Annotated in this window: 15 protein-coding genes and 1 riboswitch; of the genes, 7 read left to right on the plus strand and 8 right to left on the minus strand. The window is 67.0% G+C overall.

Annotation, left to right across the window (positions count from 1 at the left end):
- Positions 1–29: 29 nt before the first annotated feature.
- The 3 genes from H977_RS0124000 to H977_RS0124010 form a co-directional block, all read right to left on the minus strand.
- The gene (locus H977_RS0124000; RefSeq protein ID WP_029110249.1) at positions 30–2,414 is read right to left on the minus strand and encodes an HAD-IC family P-type ATPase; all 2,385 of its coding nucleotides are present in this window, start codon (positions 2,412–2,414) and stop codon (positions 30–32) included.
- 65 nt (positions 2,415–2,479) lie between these two features.
- The gene (locus tag H977_RS0124005) at positions 2,480–3,586 is read right to left on the minus strand and encodes an MBL fold metallo-hydrolase (protein WP_029110250.1); all 1,107 of its coding nucleotides are present in this window, start codon (positions 3,584–3,586) and stop codon (positions 2,480–2,482) included.
- 1 nt (position 3,587) lies between these two features.
- Entirely contained in the window at positions 3,588–4,322 is a 735-nt protein-coding gene (locus H977_RS0124010; protein WP_029110251.1) for an enoyl-CoA hydratase, read from the minus strand.
- A gap of 27 nt (positions 4,323–4,349) precedes the next feature.
- On the opposite strand from H977_RS0124010, the gene H977_RS0124015 reads away from it, so the two are divergent.
- Entirely contained in the window at positions 4,350–5,819 is a 1,470-nt protein-coding gene (locus H977_RS0124015) for a carboxyl transferase domain-containing protein (RefSeq protein WP_029110252.1), read from the plus strand.
- A gap of 113 nt (positions 5,820–5,932) precedes the next feature.
- Here the strand turns inward: H977_RS0124015 and H977_RS0124020 are convergent, their stop codons facing one another.
- Both H977_RS0124020 and H977_RS0124025 read right to left on the minus strand, forming a co-directional pair.
- The gene (locus tag H977_RS0124020) at positions 5,933–7,927 is read right to left on the minus strand and encodes a YhgE/Pip domain-containing protein (protein ID WP_029110253.1); all 1,995 of its coding nucleotides are present in this window, start codon (positions 7,925–7,927) and stop codon (positions 5,933–5,935) included.
- A gap of 14 nt (positions 7,928–7,941) precedes the next feature.
- Positions 7,942–8,706, minus strand: coding sequence for a hypothetical protein (locus H977_RS0124025; RefSeq protein WP_029110254.1), 765 nt, complete (start codon positions 8,704–8,706; stop codon positions 7,942–7,944).
- A 221-nt stretch (positions 8,707–8,927) separates the two neighbouring features.
- Positions 8,928–9,099: riboswitch (M-box (ykoK) riboswitch) on the plus strand.
- Between the two features lie 322 nt (positions 9,100–9,421).
- On the opposite strand from H977_RS0124025, the gene H977_RS35410 reads away from it, so the two are divergent.
- Positions 9,422–9,559: a hypothetical protein gene (locus H977_RS35410; RefSeq protein WP_196808311.1), complete on the plus strand. Its 138-nt coding sequence runs from the start codon at positions 9,422–9,424 to the stop codon at positions 9,557–9,559.
- Positions 9,560–9,634: 75 nt separating this feature from the next.
- The gene (locus tag H977_RS0124035) at positions 9,635–10,471 is read left to right on the plus strand and encodes a VOC family protein (RefSeq protein ID WP_029110255.1); all 837 of its coding nucleotides are present in this window, start codon (positions 9,635–9,637) and stop codon (positions 10,469–10,471) included.
- Here the strand turns inward: H977_RS0124035 and H977_RS0124040 are convergent.
- The gene (locus tag H977_RS0124040) at positions 10,452–10,856 is read right to left on the minus strand and encodes a hypothetical protein (RefSeq protein WP_029110256.1); all 405 of its coding nucleotides are present in this window, start codon (positions 10,854–10,856) and stop codon (positions 10,452–10,454) included. The genes H977_RS0124035 and H977_RS0124040 overlap by 20 nt on opposite strands.
- A gap of 100 nt (positions 10,857–10,956) precedes the next feature.
- On the opposite strand from H977_RS0124040, the gene H977_RS0124045 reads away from it, so the two are divergent.
- Positions 10,957–12,036: an asparaginase gene (locus H977_RS0124045; protein WP_081681826.1), complete on the plus strand. Its 1,080-nt coding sequence runs from the start codon at positions 10,957–10,959 to the stop codon at positions 12,034–12,036.
- 14 nt (positions 12,037–12,050) lie between these two features.
- On the opposite strand, the gene H977_RS0124050 is transcribed toward H977_RS0124045, so the two are convergent.
- Together H977_RS0124050 and H977_RS0124055 are read right to left on the minus strand one after the other, a co-directional pair.
- The gene (locus tag H977_RS0124050) at positions 12,051–13,667 is read right to left on the minus strand and encodes an AMP-binding protein (RefSeq protein WP_029110258.1); all 1,617 of its coding nucleotides are present in this window, start codon (positions 13,665–13,667) and stop codon (positions 12,051–12,053) included.
- An 8-nt stretch (positions 13,668–13,675) separates the two neighbouring features.
- Positions 13,676–15,373 carry an AMP-binding protein gene (locus H977_RS0124055; protein ID WP_029110259.1) on the minus strand — a complete coding sequence of 566 codons (1,698 nt, stop codon included), beginning with the start codon at positions 15,371–15,373 and terminating at the stop codon, positions 13,676–13,678.
- A gap of 59 nt (positions 15,374–15,432) precedes the next feature.
- On the opposite strand from H977_RS0124055, the gene H977_RS0124060 reads away from it, so the two are divergent.
- From H977_RS0124060 to H977_RS0124070, 3 genes are all read left to right on the plus strand, one after another.
- Complete coding sequence (locus H977_RS0124060) at positions 15,433–16,272, plus strand: helix-turn-helix transcriptional regulator (RefSeq protein ID WP_029110260.1); 840 nt, start codon at positions 15,433–15,435, stop codon at positions 16,270–16,272.
- A gap of 110 nt (positions 16,273–16,382) precedes the next feature.
- Entirely contained in the window at positions 16,383–17,492 is a 1,110-nt protein-coding gene (locus tag H977_RS0124065; RefSeq protein ID WP_029110261.1) for an epoxide hydrolase family protein, read from the plus strand.
- A 19-nt stretch (positions 17,493–17,511) separates the two neighbouring features.
- Entirely contained in the window at positions 17,512–18,819 is a 1,308-nt protein-coding gene (locus H977_RS0124070) for a DUF1254 domain-containing protein (protein ID WP_029110262.1), read from the plus strand.
- Positions 18,820–18,858: the final 39 nt, after the last annotated feature.

Consider the following 18,858-nt stretch of genomic DNA (forward strand, 5'->3'; position numbering starts at 1 on the left):
CGAACCTCGCACATTCTCCCCGCTGCCAGCTATCTCCACAACCGCCGCTTCTCCCCCAGCACCCGGCCCTGGACCCACCACAGCGCTTCGATCAGCGAGGCCCCGACCAGGCCGATACCCAGCGCGATCGCGGTGACCTTGAGGTTCGACGGATCCAGCATGAACAGTCGTTGAGCCAACGGCAAACAAAAGATCAGCACATACGCCAGTCCCGACGTCGCGACCAGCGCCACCCGCCACCACTCGTACGGCCGGGCCACCACCGACAGCACCCACAGCGACGACACCAGCAGCGTGATCAGCGCCGCGGTCGAGGCCTGCGTCTGTTCCACCGGACTGGCCGCACGGCCCTGATAGGCCACCAGGTAGGAGACGAACGTGGCGGTGCCGACCACCAGGCCCGAGGGCAGCGCCGCCGTCATCACCCGGCGCACGAAGCCGGAGTGGGCTCGTTCGGTGTTCGGCGCCAGCGACAGGATGAACGCCGGGATGCCGATGGTGAACCACGCCGCGATGGTGACGTGGATGGGTTGGAACGGGAACAACAGCGGATCGGTGCCGAACCACTTGGACGACAATCCGGCGAACCCCACCAAGATCGCCAGCAGCACCGAGTACACGGTCTTGGTGAGAAACAGGTTCGAGACCCGTTCGATGTTGCCGATCACCCGCCGGCCCTCGCCGACCACATAGGGCAGCGTGGCGAACTTGTTGTCCAGCAACACGATCTGCGCCACCGCACGCGAAGCCGAGCTGCCCGAACCCATCGCGACGCCGATATCGGCATCCTTGAGGGCCAGCACGTCGTTGACACCGTCCCCGGTCATGGCAACGGTGTGGCCGCGCGACTGCAAGGCATGCACCATGGCTCGCTTCTGATCCGGGCGCACCCGGCCGAACGTCGTGTACTGATCAAGGGTCTCGGCCAGCTCATCCGGTTCGTGGGGCAACTGCCTGGCGTCCATCGTCTCGCCGTGCAGGCCCAGCTTGCCCGCTACCGCACCCACCGACACCGCGTTGTCTCCGGAGATGACCTTGACCGAAACATGCTGGGAGGCAAAATAGTCGAGAGTTTCACCGGCGTCGGAGCGGATCCGCTGCTCCAGCACCACCAGCGCGACCGGCGTGACGGTGCCGGGGGCCTGCGGCGCGTCGACCGACAGATCGGAAGACCCCACGAGCAGCACCCGCAGGCCCTTGGCGCCGATCTGCTCGGCCTGCTCGGCCACCGGCGAGGCGGAGTCCAACAACACGTCCGGAGCGCCGATCACCCAGTTGCCGTGATCGCCGTAGGACGCACCACTCCATTTGGTGGCCGACTTGAACGGGGCCGTCGCGGTGGCCGTCCAGCCCGGCGGCGTCGCGTACGCCTCGGCGATGGCCAACATGCTGGCGTTGGGCCGGGCATCGTCGGCGGCGAGCTGGGCCAGTACCGCGGCCACAGTATCGTCCCCGCCCTGCCCGCAGCGCTTGAGATCGCTTACCCGCATACCGTTTTCGGTCAGCGTGCCGGTCTTGTCCGCGCACACCACGTCAACCCGGGCCAGGCCCTCGATCGCGGGAAGCTCATTGACCAGGCACTGGCGCCGGCCCAACCGCACCACGCCCACCGCGAACGCGATCGACGTCATCAGTACCAGGCCTTCGGGCACCATCGGCACCAGCGCACCCACCATCCGCAACACCGCGTCCTGCCAGTCGGCCTGAGTGGTGAACAACTGGGTGTAGATAGTGAGCAGGCCGGCGGGCACCAGCAAGTAGGTGATGAACTGCAGAATCTTGTTGATGCCGTTGCGGAGTTCGGACTTCACCAGAGTGAACTTGGAGGCCTCTGCGGCCAGCTTGGCGGCGTACGCCTCATGTCCCACCTTGGTGGCGCGATAGGCGCCGGAGCCGGCCACCACGAAACTGCCCGACATCACCGTGGCGCCCACATCCTTGGCGATCGGATCAGCCTCACCGGTCAGCAGTGACTCATCGACCTCAAGATTGGATTCCTCGACGACCTCGCCGTCCACCACGATCTGATCGCCGGGACCGAGTTCGATGATGTCGTCGAGCACCACCTCGCTGGGCAGCACATCGCGACTTCCCGATGCCCGACGCACCGTGGGCCGGGCCTGCCCGACGATGGCCAGCTTGTCCAGCGTCTGCTTGGCGCGGATCTCCTGGATGATGCCGATCGCGCTGTTGGCGATGATCAGCAGGCCGAACGCACCGTTGATCACCGATCCGGTGGACATCACGATGAGGAACAGGACACCCAGAATCGCGTTGATGCGGGTGAAAACGTTGCCGCGCACGATCTCCGAAACGCTGCGGGCCGCCCGCGTCGGGACATCGTTGCTCTTACCCTCGGAAACCCGCTGAGCCACCTCGGCTTCGGTGAGACCAGAGACATTGATCGTCGTCATGCGCGCGAAGTCCTCGTCCCGTCGGAATCGTGATGATCAGACGTCAGTTTGCCATCCGAGGGCCCTCAGAACTCCCACCACGGATCGAGCGCCGCGGAATCGGCATCAACCCGTTGCCCGGGACGCGGCACCGCGATCTGCACACCGGCCGGGTCCGCCGCCGACAGCAACCGCCGCACCGGCTCGGCCCACGGGTGCGGGGCCAACCGGAACGTCGCCCAGTGGACCGGCACCAGCAAGCCCGAATCGGTGACGTCCAGATGTGCGCGCACCGCCTCCTCGGGGTTCATGTGGATGTCGGGCCAACTCGGGTGATACGCCCCGACCGGCAGCAGCGTCAGATCGAAAGGCCCGTGTTCCGAACCGATTTCGGAAAAGCTCTTGGTGTAACCGGTATCCCCGCCGAAGAACGCCCGGTGCTGCGGCCCGATCACGGCCCACGACGCCCACAGCGTGGTGTTGCGCTTGAACAGCCGCCCCGAGAAATGCCTGGCCGGCGTGCACACCAGGGTCAGCTCGCCGATCCGGTGGCCCTCGTTCCAGTCCAGCTCGACGATCCGGTCCTCGGGTATCCGCCACTTGCGCAGATGCGCGCCGATGCCCAACGGCACCACGAAGGGCGCCCGTTGCGTGCGGGCGAGCCCCAGCACGGTCTCGATGTCGAGGTGGTCGTAGTGATCGTGGCTGATCAGCACGGCGTCGACGGCAGGCAACGCCTCCAGCGGCAGCGGCGGTTCGTGCAGCCGCTCGGGACCCACCACCCGCGACGGCGAACACCGACGGCTCCAGACCGGATCGGTCAGCACGCGGAAACCGTCGATCTCGATCAGCGCGGTGGAATGCCCGTACCAGGACACCGCACACGCCGCGGCGTCCCCGTCGACCGGTTCGGCCAGCGGGATCGGCCCGCCCGGCCTGCTGGCCGAGCGCGAGCTCAACATCTCCGAGATCAGCATGCGCCACTCTTCGCGGCTCATGCTGACGCCGGGCGAGGCCGGCTCGATGTTGACGAACACACCGTCGGCGTACTGCGTGGACCGCTGCGCCGCCGGCCGGATATCGCGAGGCAGGGCTCCCACGGAGGCGTAGGAGCCGTTCAGCGCACGCACCAACCACCCGCCGGCCAGCAGTGAAGCCGCCCTGGTGCCCAACCGCAGTGCAGTGCGCAGCATGTCAGGCCCCGATGAAGTTGGGCGGCCGCTTCTCGATCCGCGCCACCTGCGCCTCGATGACGTCCTTGGACGCCCACGCCTTGTCGAACAGCTCCTTGTGGGCCGGCCAGGACTCCTCGTAGGCACCGTCGTCGTTGAGTACGCGCTTGGCGTGCTGCAGCGCCAGCGGAGCGAATCCGGCCAGCTCGGCCGCCCACTTCTGGGCGTCGGCCAGGGTGCCGATGCGGTTGGCCATCCCGGTCTGCAGCGCGGTTTCGGCGGACAGCCTCTCGGCACCGAGCAGCATGCCGCGCGCCCGGCCGTAGCCGACCAGCGACGTCAGCCGGCGGATGCTCCAGTTGTCCAAGGCCAAGCCGTATTTCGCGACCGGGAACTGGAAATAGGCGTTCGGGGCGACGACCCGCAGATCGCAGATCATGGACAGGATCACGCCGGCACCGATCGCCGGACCGTTGATCGCTCCGATGACCGGAACCGGAGTCGCATCGATCGCCAGGTTCAGCGCCAGGGCCTTGTCGGGAAGCTTCTCGGCCATGCCGGCGGCATCGGTGAGGTCAGCTCCGGAACTGAACACCGGACCAGCGCCGGTCAGCACGATGGCCCGGACATCCTCGGTCGCGGCACTCTCCACCGCTTCCCGCAAGCTGTCGACAAGCTCGCAGTTCAGCGCGTTGCGCCGCTCTTCGCGTTGCAATTCCAGGGTCAGGACATTGCCGTCTCTGGTGACACCAATCATGTGGTCAGCCTATATACGCTCAAAGCCGTGAGTCGGATCGGCGCCCGAGCGCTTCGTGATGCAGTACTCGACGAGGGATCGTTCATCAGCTGGGATGCGCCGCCTCTGGAGGTCGCCCGTTCGCAGGACTACCAGCGGGAACTGGCCGAGGCCACATCGAAGACCGGGCTCGACGAATCGGTGCTGACCGGGGAGGGCACCATCTTCGGCCGCCGCGTGGCCGTGGTGGTCTGCGAGTTCGACTTCCTGGCCGGTTCGATCGGGGTGGCCGCCGCCGAGCGGATCACCGCCGCGGTGACACGCGCCACAGCCGAGAGGCTGCCGCTGCTGGCCTCGCCGAGTTCGGGCGGGACCCGCATGCAGGAAGGCACTGTCGCGTTCCTGCAGATGGTCAAGATCGCCGCGGCCGTCGAACTGCACAAACAAGCCCACCTGCCGTACCTGGTGTACCTGCGCCACCCCACCACCGGCGGGGTCTTCGCCTCCTGGGGTTCGCTCGGGCACGTCACCGCCGCCGAACCCGGCGCGCTGATCGGCTTCCTCGGGCCGCGGGTGTACGAGCACCTGTACGGCGAACCGTTCCCACCCGGGGTGCAGACCGCCGAGAATCTGCACGCTCACGGCGTGATCGACGGCGTGGTGCCGCTCGCGCTGCTGCGCGACACTCTGGACCGCACCCTGCGGGTGATCTTGGACCCTCCTGTCCCGCCGCCCGCCGCCGCGTCCCGTGAGCCGCTGCCCGACGTGCCGGCCTGGGACTCGGTGCTGGCCTCACGGCGGCCGGACCGGCCCGGCATCGGTTATCTGCTGCGCCACGGCGCTACCGACCGGGTACTGCTGTCCGGTACCGAACGCGGCGAGGCCGCGACGATGCTGCTGGCGCTGGCCCGTTTCGGCGGACAACCCGCGGTGGTCGTGGGCCAACGCCGCAGCGAGGGCGGACTCGTCGGGCCCGCCGCCCTGCGCGAGGCGCGCCGCGGCATGGCCTTGGCGGCCGGACTGCAGCTGCCGCTGGTACTCGTGATCGACACCCCCGGCCCGGCCCTGTCGATCGAGGCCGAGCAGGGCGGGCTGGCCGGTGAGATCGCCCGCTGTCTGGCCGAACTGGTCACGTTGAACACACCCACGGTGTCGGTGCTGATGGGGCAGGGCAGCGGCGGGCCCGCCCTGGCGATGGTTCCCGCCGACCGGGTACTGGCCGCCGCGAACGGCTGGCTGGCCCCACTGCCGCCCGAGGGAGCCAGCGCCATCGTGTACCGCGACACCGCGCACGCCCCGGAACTGGCTGCCGCGCAAGGGGTTCGCTCTGTCGACCTGTTACGCAACGGCATCGCCGACGCGATCGTGCCTGAACATCCCGATGCCGCCGACGAACCACGGGCCTTCACCGAGCGGTTGTCGGCTGCCATCGCCGGCGAGCTGTCTTCGCTTCGTGTGGTGCCCGGCGAGCAGCGGTTGCAGACCCGGCTGGAGCGCTACCGGCGCATCGGGCTCTGACTCCCGGGCCGCCCGGGCCGCGCGGGCCCAGAATCGCCGAGATCGACGCTATGGTCGTCGGAATCGCGGATTCACGACCATAGCGTCGATCTGGGCGCGGAGACTGCCCGCGCTCAGACCTCGATGGGCGGGTTCAGCCGGTCCATCGTGTACTGCCGGTCCCTGCGCGCCGCCCACGAACTGCCGGCCAGCGAGGCCGCCAGCACGCCGACCAGCACCGCGATCGCGATCCACAACCGCGAATCGATCCCGCCCACGATCAACTGACGAAGACCGTTGACGGCGTACGTCATCGGATCGACCGGGTGCAGGATCTGGAACGGTTTGGCCGTGGTCTCCACCGGATAGATGCCGCCGGCCGAAACCAGTTGCAGCATCAGGAAGGCCAGCGTCACCACCCGGCCGACCGACACCCCGAACAGCGCGTTGAATGCCTGGATCAGGGCCAGGAACGTGCCCGCGACCAAAAACAGGAACGCCACGGTGGCCAGCGGGTATTTCGCCTGCAGGCCCACCCCGAAATGCACCACCACGTACATGACCACGACCTGGCAGAACACGATCAGCAGAGCGGGCCAGTAGGACGCCAGCACCACGCGCAGCGCGCCCAGCCCGTTGACCACCGGACGGGACTGCAACGGCTTCAACAACATCCAGATGATGAGTGCACCGATGAACAAGGCGAGCGGCAGGAAGAACGGCGCGAAACCGGTGCCGAACGTGGCGGCCGGATTATGGGTCTGGATGTCCAATGCCACCGGTGCCGCCAGGGTCCGGGCCACGTCGGTGCGCTGTTGCGGCGTCCAGGACGGGACCTGGGTCGAGCCCTCCTTGAGCGCCGTGGCCAGCTGCTGATTGCCGGCCTGAAGCTTTTCCGTACCGGCGGCGAGTTCGCCTGCACCACTGGACAATTGGTGGCCACCGTTGGCCAGCTGCACCAGACCGCTGTTGAGCTGCTTGGCGCCGCTGTTCAGCTGGTGCGCGCCGTCGCGCAGTTTGACGACGTCGGAGCGCAATCCGCCGGTGAGTGCCTTGTTGATGAACACCCGCAGCTTGCTGTTCGGATCACCGAGTTCGTTCTCCAGCTGGGTGGCATTGTCACGCAAGCGGATCAGACCCTCGTCGGTGGTGGGGTCGAGACCGCGGGAGACCAGCAGGCGCTGGGCGCCGGCCAGGAACTCCCCGGTGTCGCGCACCGTGGGGTCGGGGCTGTTGCGCAGCATGCCGACCGCCTGGTCGACAATGGCCGCGGCCTGAGCCTGGTCGATATTCAGCGCCGCGATCCGGTCCGTGGTCGAGCGCACCGCACCCGACAACCGCTGCGCGGCCATGCCGACCTCGTTGGGATCCAGACCGAGTCCGCTGACCCGATCCAGCACCGTCAGCAGCGGATCGGTAGCGGTATCGACCGCGGTGGACAGTTGCCTGGTACCCGCGGCCAACTGCGCAGATCCGTCGCGCGCGGTGACCAGCCCCGCGGTCAGGGCGTCGGCCCCCGCGGACAACCGGTGCGCACCGTCGTTGGCCGCCGCACTTCCGGTGGCCAGCTGCTGCGCTCCGTCGGCCGCCTTGACCAACCCGGTGCCGGCATCGGTCAACCCGGTCAGCACGGTGCCGAGCGTGCGTTCACCGATCTTCGCGTTGATCTGATTGATCACCTCACGCGCCGCGTTCTGGCCTATGATCGACCCCAGGTAGTTGTTGGCGTCGTTGAAGGTGAAGCGCACGTTGGCCTGGTGCGGCGAACCACCCGACGGTGACGAAATGCTGGTACTGAAATCCTGCGGCAGCGTGATGGAGAAGTAGTACTTCCCGCTGGAGACGCCCTCGGCGGCTTCGGCAGCCGAAACCCGGTGCAGCTGAAGCTGACCCGAATCCACCAACGCGTCGGCCACCTCGTTCCCGGCCTTGATCTGCTGACCCTCCGCCACGGTGCCCTGATCCTCGTTGACCAGCGCCACGGGAACCTTGTTCACCTCGCCGAACGGATTCCAGAACGCCCACAGGTACATCGCGCCGTACAACAGCGGCAGCAAGATGACCGTCACGAGCGCTATCCGCGGCATCGTGCCGCGCGAGAAACGTTTGAGATCGGTGCCCAACGACATTCCGGCCAGCACGGTTACTCGCCACCTTTCTGCGATCCCGCCGGCTCGGCCGGCGTGGTGTTGGGCGTCGTATTGGGCGTCGTATTGGGCACTGTGAGTTGAGCGCGCATGGCCGAAGCCAGGTGCCGGGGAACCCCGTTGACGGTCGCTGTGATCACGGTCTGGTTCTCTCCCAGCGCGATCAGGCGCCCCAGCAGGATGTCGCGGTTGCGGTCATCGGTGAGGTGGTCGAGGTTGCCGACCACGAGCAACGGCGGGCTCCCGGTATTGGCCAGCGAGATCCGCAGCAGGATCTGATCGAGCTCGGTGAGTCCGTCGAAGTACGACGTCAGCGAAGGCAGCGGCAGATCACCGAACACCGGCGCGCACATGGCGGCCAGCGCATCGTCGTCTGCCCGGCCCACCAGCGTGTACCAGGGTGCGTCCCAGCGGAGCTGCTCGGTCACCAGGTCGCGGACCGTCACCGACTCAGACACCGTGTCCAGCTCGTCGATACCGGCCAGCGCCGCGCACCGGAAGATGTCGGAGGCCCGGGTGTGCCCGAAGACGGTGAGCCGGCCGTCGGCGGTTTTCATTCGTCCGGCCAGTGTCATCAGCAGCGCGGTGCGACCGGTACCCGCCGGGGCGACCAGCACCGTGACGCCGCCAGCCTCGATGTCGAGGTCGACGGGCCCGTACACCGGCCCCCATGGGCCGCGCATGGCGATGGCACGTGCGGTGATTGCCGGTGGCTTTTGCTCGTCCTCGCCGATGTCAGGCTCGAGACTTTGCTCAGGCATAGGCACATCACAACACATCCGGCGGGTGCGCACAGGCAACCGCAAACCCGGATTGCCTGCCAATTCTTGGGTGAGCCCTGCGGAATCGTTTGGAGGCTCCCGGTGAGGGCGGTCATGCCTCAGACTCGACACGCCATTGCCGAACTGACACAACCTATTTGGATAAGTGGCCCGACAGAAAAGCGTGTTGACAATTTCGCGGTGTAGGGTTTCTAATGAAACCCGCGCTTCGTTAGGTGAGGCTCCTACTCGAACACAGGCCACTGATCCGACGACGTCGAGAGACGCCCAGGATTAGGACAGGTCTTCCCGGCCTAAGGGATGACCCGAAGTGGCTTCCCACCCTGGTGGGACACGTCGTGTAGTGCCAAAGCTCTGAAGAGGAAGCGCGCGACCGGCCCGCGTGGCCCGGTTCTCGACTTCCTCTTCAGCGTGTTTTCACCTGATGATGACGCGCCCGCACATCAAGATCAGCGGCGCTGCGTGCGCCCGACAGCGAGGAGGTGACGACGACATGACATCGAGCGACGACCCGTACCCCAGTCCTATTCGAAAACGTCTGTCCGTAAACATCTTTCCGCTGCCGATGACCGGCTAGGTCCACCACCCGGACACCCGTGGTGGCCGACTGCCGCACCATGTCGACGCGGAGAGCTCCGATACATCAGGAGTTGATCCCATGCTGCGCAACACTTTTCTTCACCGTGCTCACGCCATGGTCAGGGCCCCCATCGCGTGGATTCACACGCGGGCGTCCCTGACCCCGCAGGAGCGACACAACCTGCGGATGAGCAACACCCCGGTGGCGGTCCTGACCGCGTCGCTGGGTGGCGGCTCGCTGACCGGCCGGTAACCACATGCAACCAGGCTCGTTTGGTGAGCAGCTGAACCGGGTCGCGTCCGGCACGACGGATGCGACGATGGACGCATGACCGAGTCGAGGACGTATCCACCAGGTGTCCCCTGCTGGGTGGACACCGACCAGCAGGACGTGGCTGCCGCTCAGGACTTCTACGGTCGGCTCTTCGGCTGGACATTCGAGAATGTGCTGCCCGACGACGCCGAGGAGTCGTATTCGATCGCCACGCTGGACGGTCGCGACGTGGCCGCGATCGCGTCCGCACAGAGCGGCGACGAAATCGCCTGGAACACCTACATCGCGGTGGCCGACGCCGACGCCACGGCCACCGCGGTGACGGCCGCCGGCGGGACCGTGACGAGCGGTCCCGTCGACGCGGGACCGGGTGGGCGCCAGGCCGGTTGTGTCGATCCCCGCGGCGCGCATTTCAAACTGTGGCAGCCGCGGCGACGCCTCGGTGCACAGCTGGTCAACGTTCCCGGCACCTGGAATTTCAGCAACCTGCAGACGACCGATCCGCAGGCTGCCGCAGCCTTCTACGGGCCACTCTTCGGCTGGGAGTTCGACAACGCCGGCTTCGCCACCATGATCCGCCGTCCGGGATACGCCGACCACCTCGCCGACACCGTCGATCCCGGCATCAAGGAACGTCACACCGCAGCGGGTACTCCGCCCGGATTCTCCGACGCAGTGGGCTGGACCGCGCAGCTGCACGACGAGCAGCTACCCGAGCACTGGGAGGTGACATTCGCTGTGGCCAACCGCGACGAATCCGCGGCGCTGGCCGAAAAGCTCGGCGCGGCAGTCATTTCCAGCTCCGAAAACGAGTGGTCGAACGACGCCCTGATCCAGGACCCGCAAGGCGCCCGGCTCATCCTGAGCCAGTTCATCCCACCGACGGGGTGACCACCGAGCGGTGCCGGGTGCGGACGGTGAGCACCGCCGCGGCGATGAGCACCTCGATCAATGCCAGCAGCGTCGCCGTCGTCATCAACGCCGAGGTTGCCGCCGGGGCGAGGGCCGCCGCCCCGTGGCGATGCGCCGGCATCGGGGTGTGCAGCGCGATCATCGCCAGGCTCATCAACGCGATGGTGCACCAGACTCCTGGGGTGCCGCTACGCCACAGATGAGCCGCGCAATACAGACAACCCACGATCATCGCTGCGAGCACCGCGGCGGCCACCGGATTGGCGGTCCCGCCCAGCATCACCACGTGCAACGCCGCCGAGCTCGCGGCCACCAGCGCACACGTCCGTCGCCCGAGAACACTGCAGGCATGCGCGGCCGACATGGCCCCTATCTTCTCAGCAATGAGGGCTCAGCGCCGCCGGAACCTGGATGAGCCGCGAATTGCCCGGTGCGAGCCCGCGTATCGCCGTACCGTCGGCCCTATGACGAACTTCGCAGCCCGCCCGGCCCGGTCGCGACTGGCGATCGGCACCTTCTTTTTCGCCATCACCCTGATGGCCGCATGTTCGACGAACACGAACTCGACCGAAGCCACGTCAACCCCCGACGCCGCCAAGGGCGAGTCGGCGGCCGGCCGCGTCGTGGTGATCACCACGGGAGGAACCATCGCCACGAGCACCGACGCCAACGGCGTGCGCCGTCCGACCGTCAGCGGTGCCGATCTGGCGGCCGGACTGGACGTTCAGGTCGTGGACGTGATGAAGAAGGACAGTTCGCAGCTGACGCCGGCCGATTGGGATGTGATCGCCGCGGCAGCCAAGAAGGCGGTGGCCGACGGGGCCTCCGGAGTGGTCATCACCCACGGCACCGACACCATGGAAGACACCGCGATGTGGCTGGACGCCACCTACAACGGGCCTGCTCCGATAGTGCTGACCGGGGCACAGCGCAGTTCCGACGCCCCGGATGCCGACGGGCCCACCAACCTGCGGGACGCGCTGACCGTGGCGTCCAGCCCCGCCGCCCGCGACCAGGGCGTGATGATCATGTTCGCCGGCGATGTCTTCCAGGCGTTGGGCACCCACAAGGTGAACACCCAGGATCTCCACGCGTTCGGCGGCACACCACCGATCGGTTCCGTCGCCGACAACACCTTCAAGCTGGACCACCCCGCGCAGCGCCCGTTCATCGGTGACGTGCCTGCGGCCGGTGCACCGCGGGTCAGCGTTGTCGCGGCCTACCCGGGCGACGGCGCCGGACCCATCGATGCCGCCGTCGCCGGCGGAGCACGCGGAATCATCGTGGAGGCACTGGGATCCGGCAATGCCGGTGACGGCGTGGTGGACGCGGTGCGCCGCCACGCGCCCGCCGGCGTGGCGTTCGGAATATCGAGTCGTGTCCCCGACGGTGAGGTCATCGCCGAATACGGTCCCGGTGACGACATGGTCAAGGCCGGCGCGGTGATGGTTCCTCACCTGCGGCCGAGCCAGGCCCGGGTGCTGATGATGGCTGCGCTGGCCACCAAACAGCCGGTGGGCGACGTGATCAAACGCTGGGGCTGAGTTATCGGGGTCAGCTATCCGGGATCAAGCCCCAGCAGCTTGACGGTTTCGCTCCGCATGTCGACCTTGCGGATCTTGCCGGTGACGGTCATCGGGAACTCGTCCACGACAAGCACGTAACGCGGAATCTTGTAGTGGGCCAGCTTTCCGGAGGCGAAGGCCCGCAGCGCCTCGGCATCCACGGGCGCACGGCCGGGCTTCATCCGCACCCACGCGCAGAGCTCCTCGCCGTACTTCGCATCGGGCACCCCGATCACCTGGGCATCGTCGATATCGGGGTGGGTGTAGAGGAACTCCTCGATCTCACGTGGATAGACGTTCTCACCGCCGCGGATCACCATGTCCTTGATCCGGCCCACCACGGTGCAGTAGCCGTCCTCGCGCATCACCGCCAGGTCTCCGGTGTGCATCCAGCCGTCGGGGTCGATGGCCTCGCGCGTCTTCGCCTCGTCGTCCCAATAGCCCAGCATCACCGAGTAACCGCGGGTACAGAATTCACCGGGTTGCCCGCGCTCGACCGTCTCGCCGGTGTCCGGATCCACGATCTTGACCTCGATGTGCGGGTGCGCCCGACCGATGGTGGCGGTGCGGCGCTCCAGATCGTCGTCGACCAGCGTCTGACACGACACCGGCGACGTCTCGGTCATGCCGTAACAGATCGCCACCTCCGCCATGTGCATGTCGGCCACCACGCGCTTCATCACCTCGACCGGGCACACCGAGCCCGCCATGATCCCGGTCCGCAGCGAGGACAGGTCGAATTGCGCGAAATCGGGGTGGCCCAGCATCGCGATGAACATCGTCGGCACCCCGTACAGCGCGGTGCACCGCTCGGATTCGACTGCGGCCAAAGTGTCGCCGGGATCGAATCCTGGCGCCGGGATCACGATCGTCGCACCGTGGGTCAGGGCTCCGAGGTTGCCCATCACCATGCCGAAGCAGTGGTAGAAGGGCACCGGGACGCATACCCGGTCACCACGGTCGAAGTGGATCAGCCCACCGACGAAGAACCCGTTGTTGAGGATATTGCGGTGGCTGAGTGTCGCACCCTTGGGGAAACCCGTTGTGCCGGAAGTGTACTGGATGTTGATCGGGTCGGTGTTGGACAATTCGGCCGCCCGCGCCCGCAAAAGGTCCTCGCCGACCTGCTCGGTGTGCAAACGGTCCCAGTCCAGGGTGCCGAGGAAAATCACATCGACGAGTGCCGGACAGTCCGCCTGCACCTCGGCCACCATCGTCACATAGTCGGAGGACTTGAAGGCGGTGGCCGAGACCAGGGTCCGGACACCGGATTGCTTGAGTACATAGGCGAGTTCGTGGGTGCGGTACGCCGGGTTGATGTTGACCAGGATCGCGCCGATCTTGGCCGTCGCGAGCTGCAGGATCACCCATTCGGCACAGTTGGGCGCCCAGATACCGACCCGGTCCCCCTTGCCCACACCCAGGGCCATGAGTCCCCGGGCCACCGTGTCGACCTCGCCGTTGAGTTCGGCGTAGGTCCAGTGCCGTCCGGTCGCCACCTCGACCAGTGCGTCGGCGTCCGGCCCGGACGCCACCATGCGCTCGAAGTTCGCCCCGATGGTCTCTTCGAGCACGGGTACATCGGTGGGGCCACTGTCGTAGGACTTCATCGCCGCGCTCATTCCACAAGGTCCTCATATCGGTATTCGGTGGAAATCGGTTCGCCCGCTTGGTGAGCCGCGTCCTCACGTCTACGCAACTCGACGCGGCGGATCTTGCCCGAGATGGTCTTGGGCAGGTCGAAGAACTCGACCCGGCGCACTTTGAGGTAGGGCGCCAGGTGGTCACGGGCGTAGGCCATGACCGCTTTCGCGGTGTCCGCGTTGGCTTCCCAGCCTTCTGCGAGCGCCACATAGGCCTTGGGTACCGCCAGCCGGGTGTCGTCGGGCTGCGGCACCACCGCGGCCTCGACCACAGCGGGATGCTCGATCAGCACGCTCTCCAACTCGAACGGCGACACCTTGTAGTCACTGGATTTGAACACGTCGTCGGTGCGGCCGATGTAGGTGATGTAGCCGTCGCCGTCGCGGCAGGCGACGTCGCCGGTGTGGTAGTAACCGCCGGCCATCACGGCCTCATTGCGTTGCGAGTCACCGAGATACCCGGTCATCAGGTTGCGCGGGCGCTTGCTGAGATCCAGGCAGATCTCGCCCTCGTCGGCAAGCTCCCCGGTGACCGGATCTACCAGCACCACCGGAACGCCAGGCATCGGACGGCCCATCGAGCCGGGTTTCACCGCTTGCCCCGGCGTGTTGCCGACCAGCAGCGAGGTCTCGGTCTGGCCGAACCCGTCGCGGATGGTCAGGCCCCACGCCTTTTCGACCTGGGCGATCACATCGGGGTTCAGCGGTTCACCGGCGCCCAGGATCTCCCGCAGCCCCTCGGGCCGCTCACCGAGGTCAGCCTGGATCAACATGCGCCACACCGTCGGTGGGGCACAGAACGTGTTGACCTCGGCCCGCCGCAACTGGCCCAGCAACGCCGCGGCGTCGAAGCGCGCGTAGTTGTAGACGAAGATGGTCGCCTCGGCGATCCACGGCGCGAAGAAACAGCTCCAGGCATGCTTGGCCCAGCCGGGTGAGCTGATCGCCAGGTGCACGTCGCCGGGTGTGACGCCGATCCAGGCCATCGTGGTCAGATGCCCGACCGGGTAGGAGACCTGGGAATGCTCGACCAATTTCGGCTTGCTGGTGGTGCCGGAGGTGAAGTAGATGAGCATCGCGTCGTCGACCGTGGTGCACGCGTCGAATCGCCGCGGTGGCACGTCGTACGCGTCGGCATAGCGGTGCCAACCCGCGGGCACCTCGCCGACCGCGATGCGCACGTAGTCACCCGGCACCTCGGCGAACTTCACCGCGTCGGCGGAGTTGGCGATGACGAACCGGGCACCACCGCGCGCGATGCGATCGGACAGATCCGCCGGCCCCAGCGCCCCGGTGGTCGGCATGATGACGGCGCCCAGCTTGGCGATGGCCAACATGGCCTCCCACAACTCGACCTGGTTGCCGAGCATCAGCAAGACCCGGTCGCCCTTGGTCACGCCCAGCCCCCGCAACCACGCCGCGACGCAGTCGGACCGCTGTGCCATCTCGGCGAAAGTGACCTGCTGTTCGGAGCCGTCCTCCTCGACGATCCACAGCGCCGTGCGGCTGTTGCCCCTGGCGATCGCATCGAACCAGTCGACAGCCCAGTTGAAAGTGCCGGTGATCGATGGCCAGGCGAACTCCTCGACAGCCTTTTCGTAGTCCGCGATGGTGGCGACCAGCTGGTCACGAGCCGTGCGGTAGCGGTCTGTGTTGCCCGCGGCGGAATCCATGACAGTTATGCTCCACGTCACACTTGTCCGTCCGCTACCCCCGAAAGTGTGTACCGACGATGCGCTCCTGGTTGCTGCGACCCCGTGACGCCGACGCGGTACGTGCCGAGCTGCGCAGGATGGCCACCGATACCGGGCTTCCGCTGGCCTTCGGCGGGCAGGTCCACGAGGACACCCTGCTGTTGAGCGAGTTCTTCGGCACCCGCACCGGCGCCATGCGCGGGCTCGCCGTGCTGCCAAGGGCGGGCCTCGGCGGGGCCAGCGTGGTGTCCAGACGCCCCATCTCGGTGCCCGATTACCGGCGCGCATCGACCATCACCCATGACTACGACGAGCCGGTGCTGTCCGAGGGCATCCGCTCGATCCTGGCCGTGCCGGTGATCGTCGACGGCGCGACCCGGGCCGTGCTGTACGGGGCACACCGGACCAGCGCCCCGATCGGCGGACGGACCGCGGCCGCGATGGTGGCCTCAGCGCAGCGGCTGAGCGAGGAGCTACGGGTACGCGACGAGGTGGACCGCCGGCTTCGGATGCGTGAGGCCGCGCTGACCAACTTCGCCGACGCACCGGCCGACACCGAGCAGATCCGTGAAGTGCACGCCGACCTACGCCGGCTGGCCGCTGACACTCCGGACCTGGCCGGGCCGTTGCGCGAGCTCGCCGACCGGTTGGCGATTGCGTTGCGGGGCGACCCGCCGGCCAGTGCGCCGCTGACCGCCCGCGAGGTCGACGTGCTGGCGCAGGTGGCCCTGGGATGCACCAATGCCGAAGCGGCCCAGCGGCTTTCGCTCAAGCCGGAAACGGTGAAGAGCTACCTGCGCAGCGCGGCGGCCAAGCTCGGCGCCCGCAACCGGCACGAGGCGGTCTCCAAGGCCCGGCGGCTGCGCCACATTCCCTGATCGTGGGGCGCCAGAGACACTTGCGCTGAAGATAGCGGCCACCGGGTGGCAGTAATCTTCAGCGTAATGCTCGCCACCGCACACCACCTCGTACTGGGAGGATGGCCCACATGACCTCGATCCACCCCTTCCGCATCGCCGTTCCCGACGCCGATCTCGACGACCTCAAGGCACGCCTGGCCCGGACCCGATGGCCCGAGGCCGAGTGCGTCGACGACTGGACCCAGGGCATTCCGCTGGAGTACACGAAGGAGCTGGCCGCCTACTGGGCCAACGAGTACGACTGGCGGTCGCGGGAGGCCGCCCTCAACCGGTTCGACCAATTCACCACCGAGATCGACGGCCTGGACATCCATTTCATCCACCAGCGATCCCGACGCGAAGACGCCTTTCCGCTGCTGCTCACCCACGGCTGGCCGGGATCAATCGTCGAATTCCACAAGGTGATCGAACCGCTCACCGAGGCCGGATTCGACGTGGTGTGCCCCTCGCTGCCCGGCTACGGGTTCTCCGCCAAGCCGAGCGCCACCGGCTGGGGAATCGAGAAGATCGCGCAGGCCTGGGACACCCTGATGACGCGCCTGGGCTATGACCGGTACGGCGCGCAGGGTGGCGACTGGGGCGCCGCGGTGACGACGCAGATCGGCCGAAACGTCGGCTCGTGCGTGGGCATTCATGTGAACATGCCGATCGCACAGCCGCCCGCCGAGGGCATCGGCGAGATGACCGAGGACCTGCAGAAGGCTCTGGCCCGCATCGATTACTACCGCAAATGGGACTCGGGCTACATGAAGCAGCAGTCCACCCGGCCACAGACCGTCGGTTACGGCCTGGTCGACTCCCCCGTCGGACAGCTCGCCTGGATCGTCGAAAAGTTCTGGTCATGGATGGACTGCGACGGCCATCCCGAGAATGTGCTGACCAAGGACGAGCTGCTCGACAACGTCATGCTCTACTGGGTCACCGCATCGGCGGCGTCCTCGGCCCGGCTGTACTGGGAAAGCCACGACACCTGGGGCGGCGGAGGCGGCTACGTCAGCCTGCCGACCGGAATCGCCTCGTTTCCCATGGAGATCCTGCGGGCGCCACGCAGCTGGTGTGAAACCGGTTACAACGTCACCCACTTCACGACGATGCCCAAGGGCGGACACTTCGCGGCGTTCGAGCAGCCGGAATTGTTCGTCGACGACGTGAAGAAGTTCTTCGACACCGTGCGGTGACAGACTAGCGTCTCTGGGCATGGACACGTTGGTGCGTTCCCGTGCCGTCCAAGCCGTGATCTGGGGCTTGCCCGCCGTCAACTTCGAGCTGCTGCGCGAAGCAGCGGCCGGAGTCGGCGCGGGCGACAACCAGGTGGTGTTCTGGTCGCGGCTGCCGGACTGGAAGAACCAGACCCTCACGCCCAACCCCGACACGCTGTACTTCTTCCCGTTCTACAACACCCAGACAGGCCCGGTCGTGCTGGAAATCCCGCCGGCCGAAGGCGGTTCGATCACCGGGTCGGTGGACAACGGCTGGCAGGAAGCGCTCGAAGACGTCGGGCCCGCAGGCGTCGACAAAGGGAAGGGCGGCAAGTACCTGATCCTGCCGCCGGGGTTCGACGGTCAGGTTCCCGACGGCTACATCCCGATGCCTTCGGCGACGTATACCGGATTCGGGGCACTGCGCTCCAACATCGCATCGAGTGACGACACCGATGTTGCCGCGGCCGCCGAGTACGGGAAGCGCATCAAGGTATATCCGCTGTCCGGGCCGGACTCCACCAGCTTCGTGGACGCGGTGGATTCGGTGTACGACAGCACGATTCCCTACAACGTCCGGTTCTTCGAACTGCTCCACCGGTTCGTCCAGCGCGAGCCATGGCTACAGCGCGACCGGGTGATGATCTCGGTACTCAAGTCGATCGGTATCGAGCAGGGCAAGCCGTTCGCCCCTGACGCCGAGCTCACATCGGTGCTCGATGCGGCGGCATCCGAAGCACACGACTGGCTCGACGCCAACTATCCCCGGTTCTTCGCCTCGCCGTATTTCGACGGGACCCACTGGGCCGTGCCCGCCTCGCCCGAGGTGGTGCAGGGCATGCAGAGCGGGTTCGCCGACCCGGCGAGCTATCCCGTCGACGAGCGCGGGCTGCTGTACTCGTTCATCTACTTCAGCGCCAAACACCTTGGGCAGGGCCAGTTCTACGTGATGACCATCGTGGACAGCGACAGCGAGCCCCTCGACGGCGCGGCCACCTATCGACTGCGGGTGCCTGCCGACCCGCCCGTCTCGTTGTACTGGTCGGCGACGGTGTACGACCGTGCGACACACGCGATGATCCGTGACCTGCCATACGCCAGCCGGTCGTCGCACCGGCCCGACCTCGAGACGAACTCCGACGGATCCGTCGACATCTACTTCGGCCCGTCCGCCCGGGAAGGCAACCAGTCCAACTGGATTCCGACGAAACCCGGCGGCCGGTTCGAAGTCCTGTTCCGGCTCTACGGCCCGAAACCGGCACTGTTCGACAAGACGTGGGCGCTGCCCGACATCGAAAAGCTGTGATCGCGCGTCGGTTTCTGCACCTGGGCTGTGGATTTCGCT

Source organism: Mycobacterium sp. URHD0025 (assembly GCF_000426065.1).
Taxonomy (GTDB): Bacteria; Actinomycetota; Actinomycetes; order Mycobacteriales; family Mycobacteriaceae; genus Mycobacterium.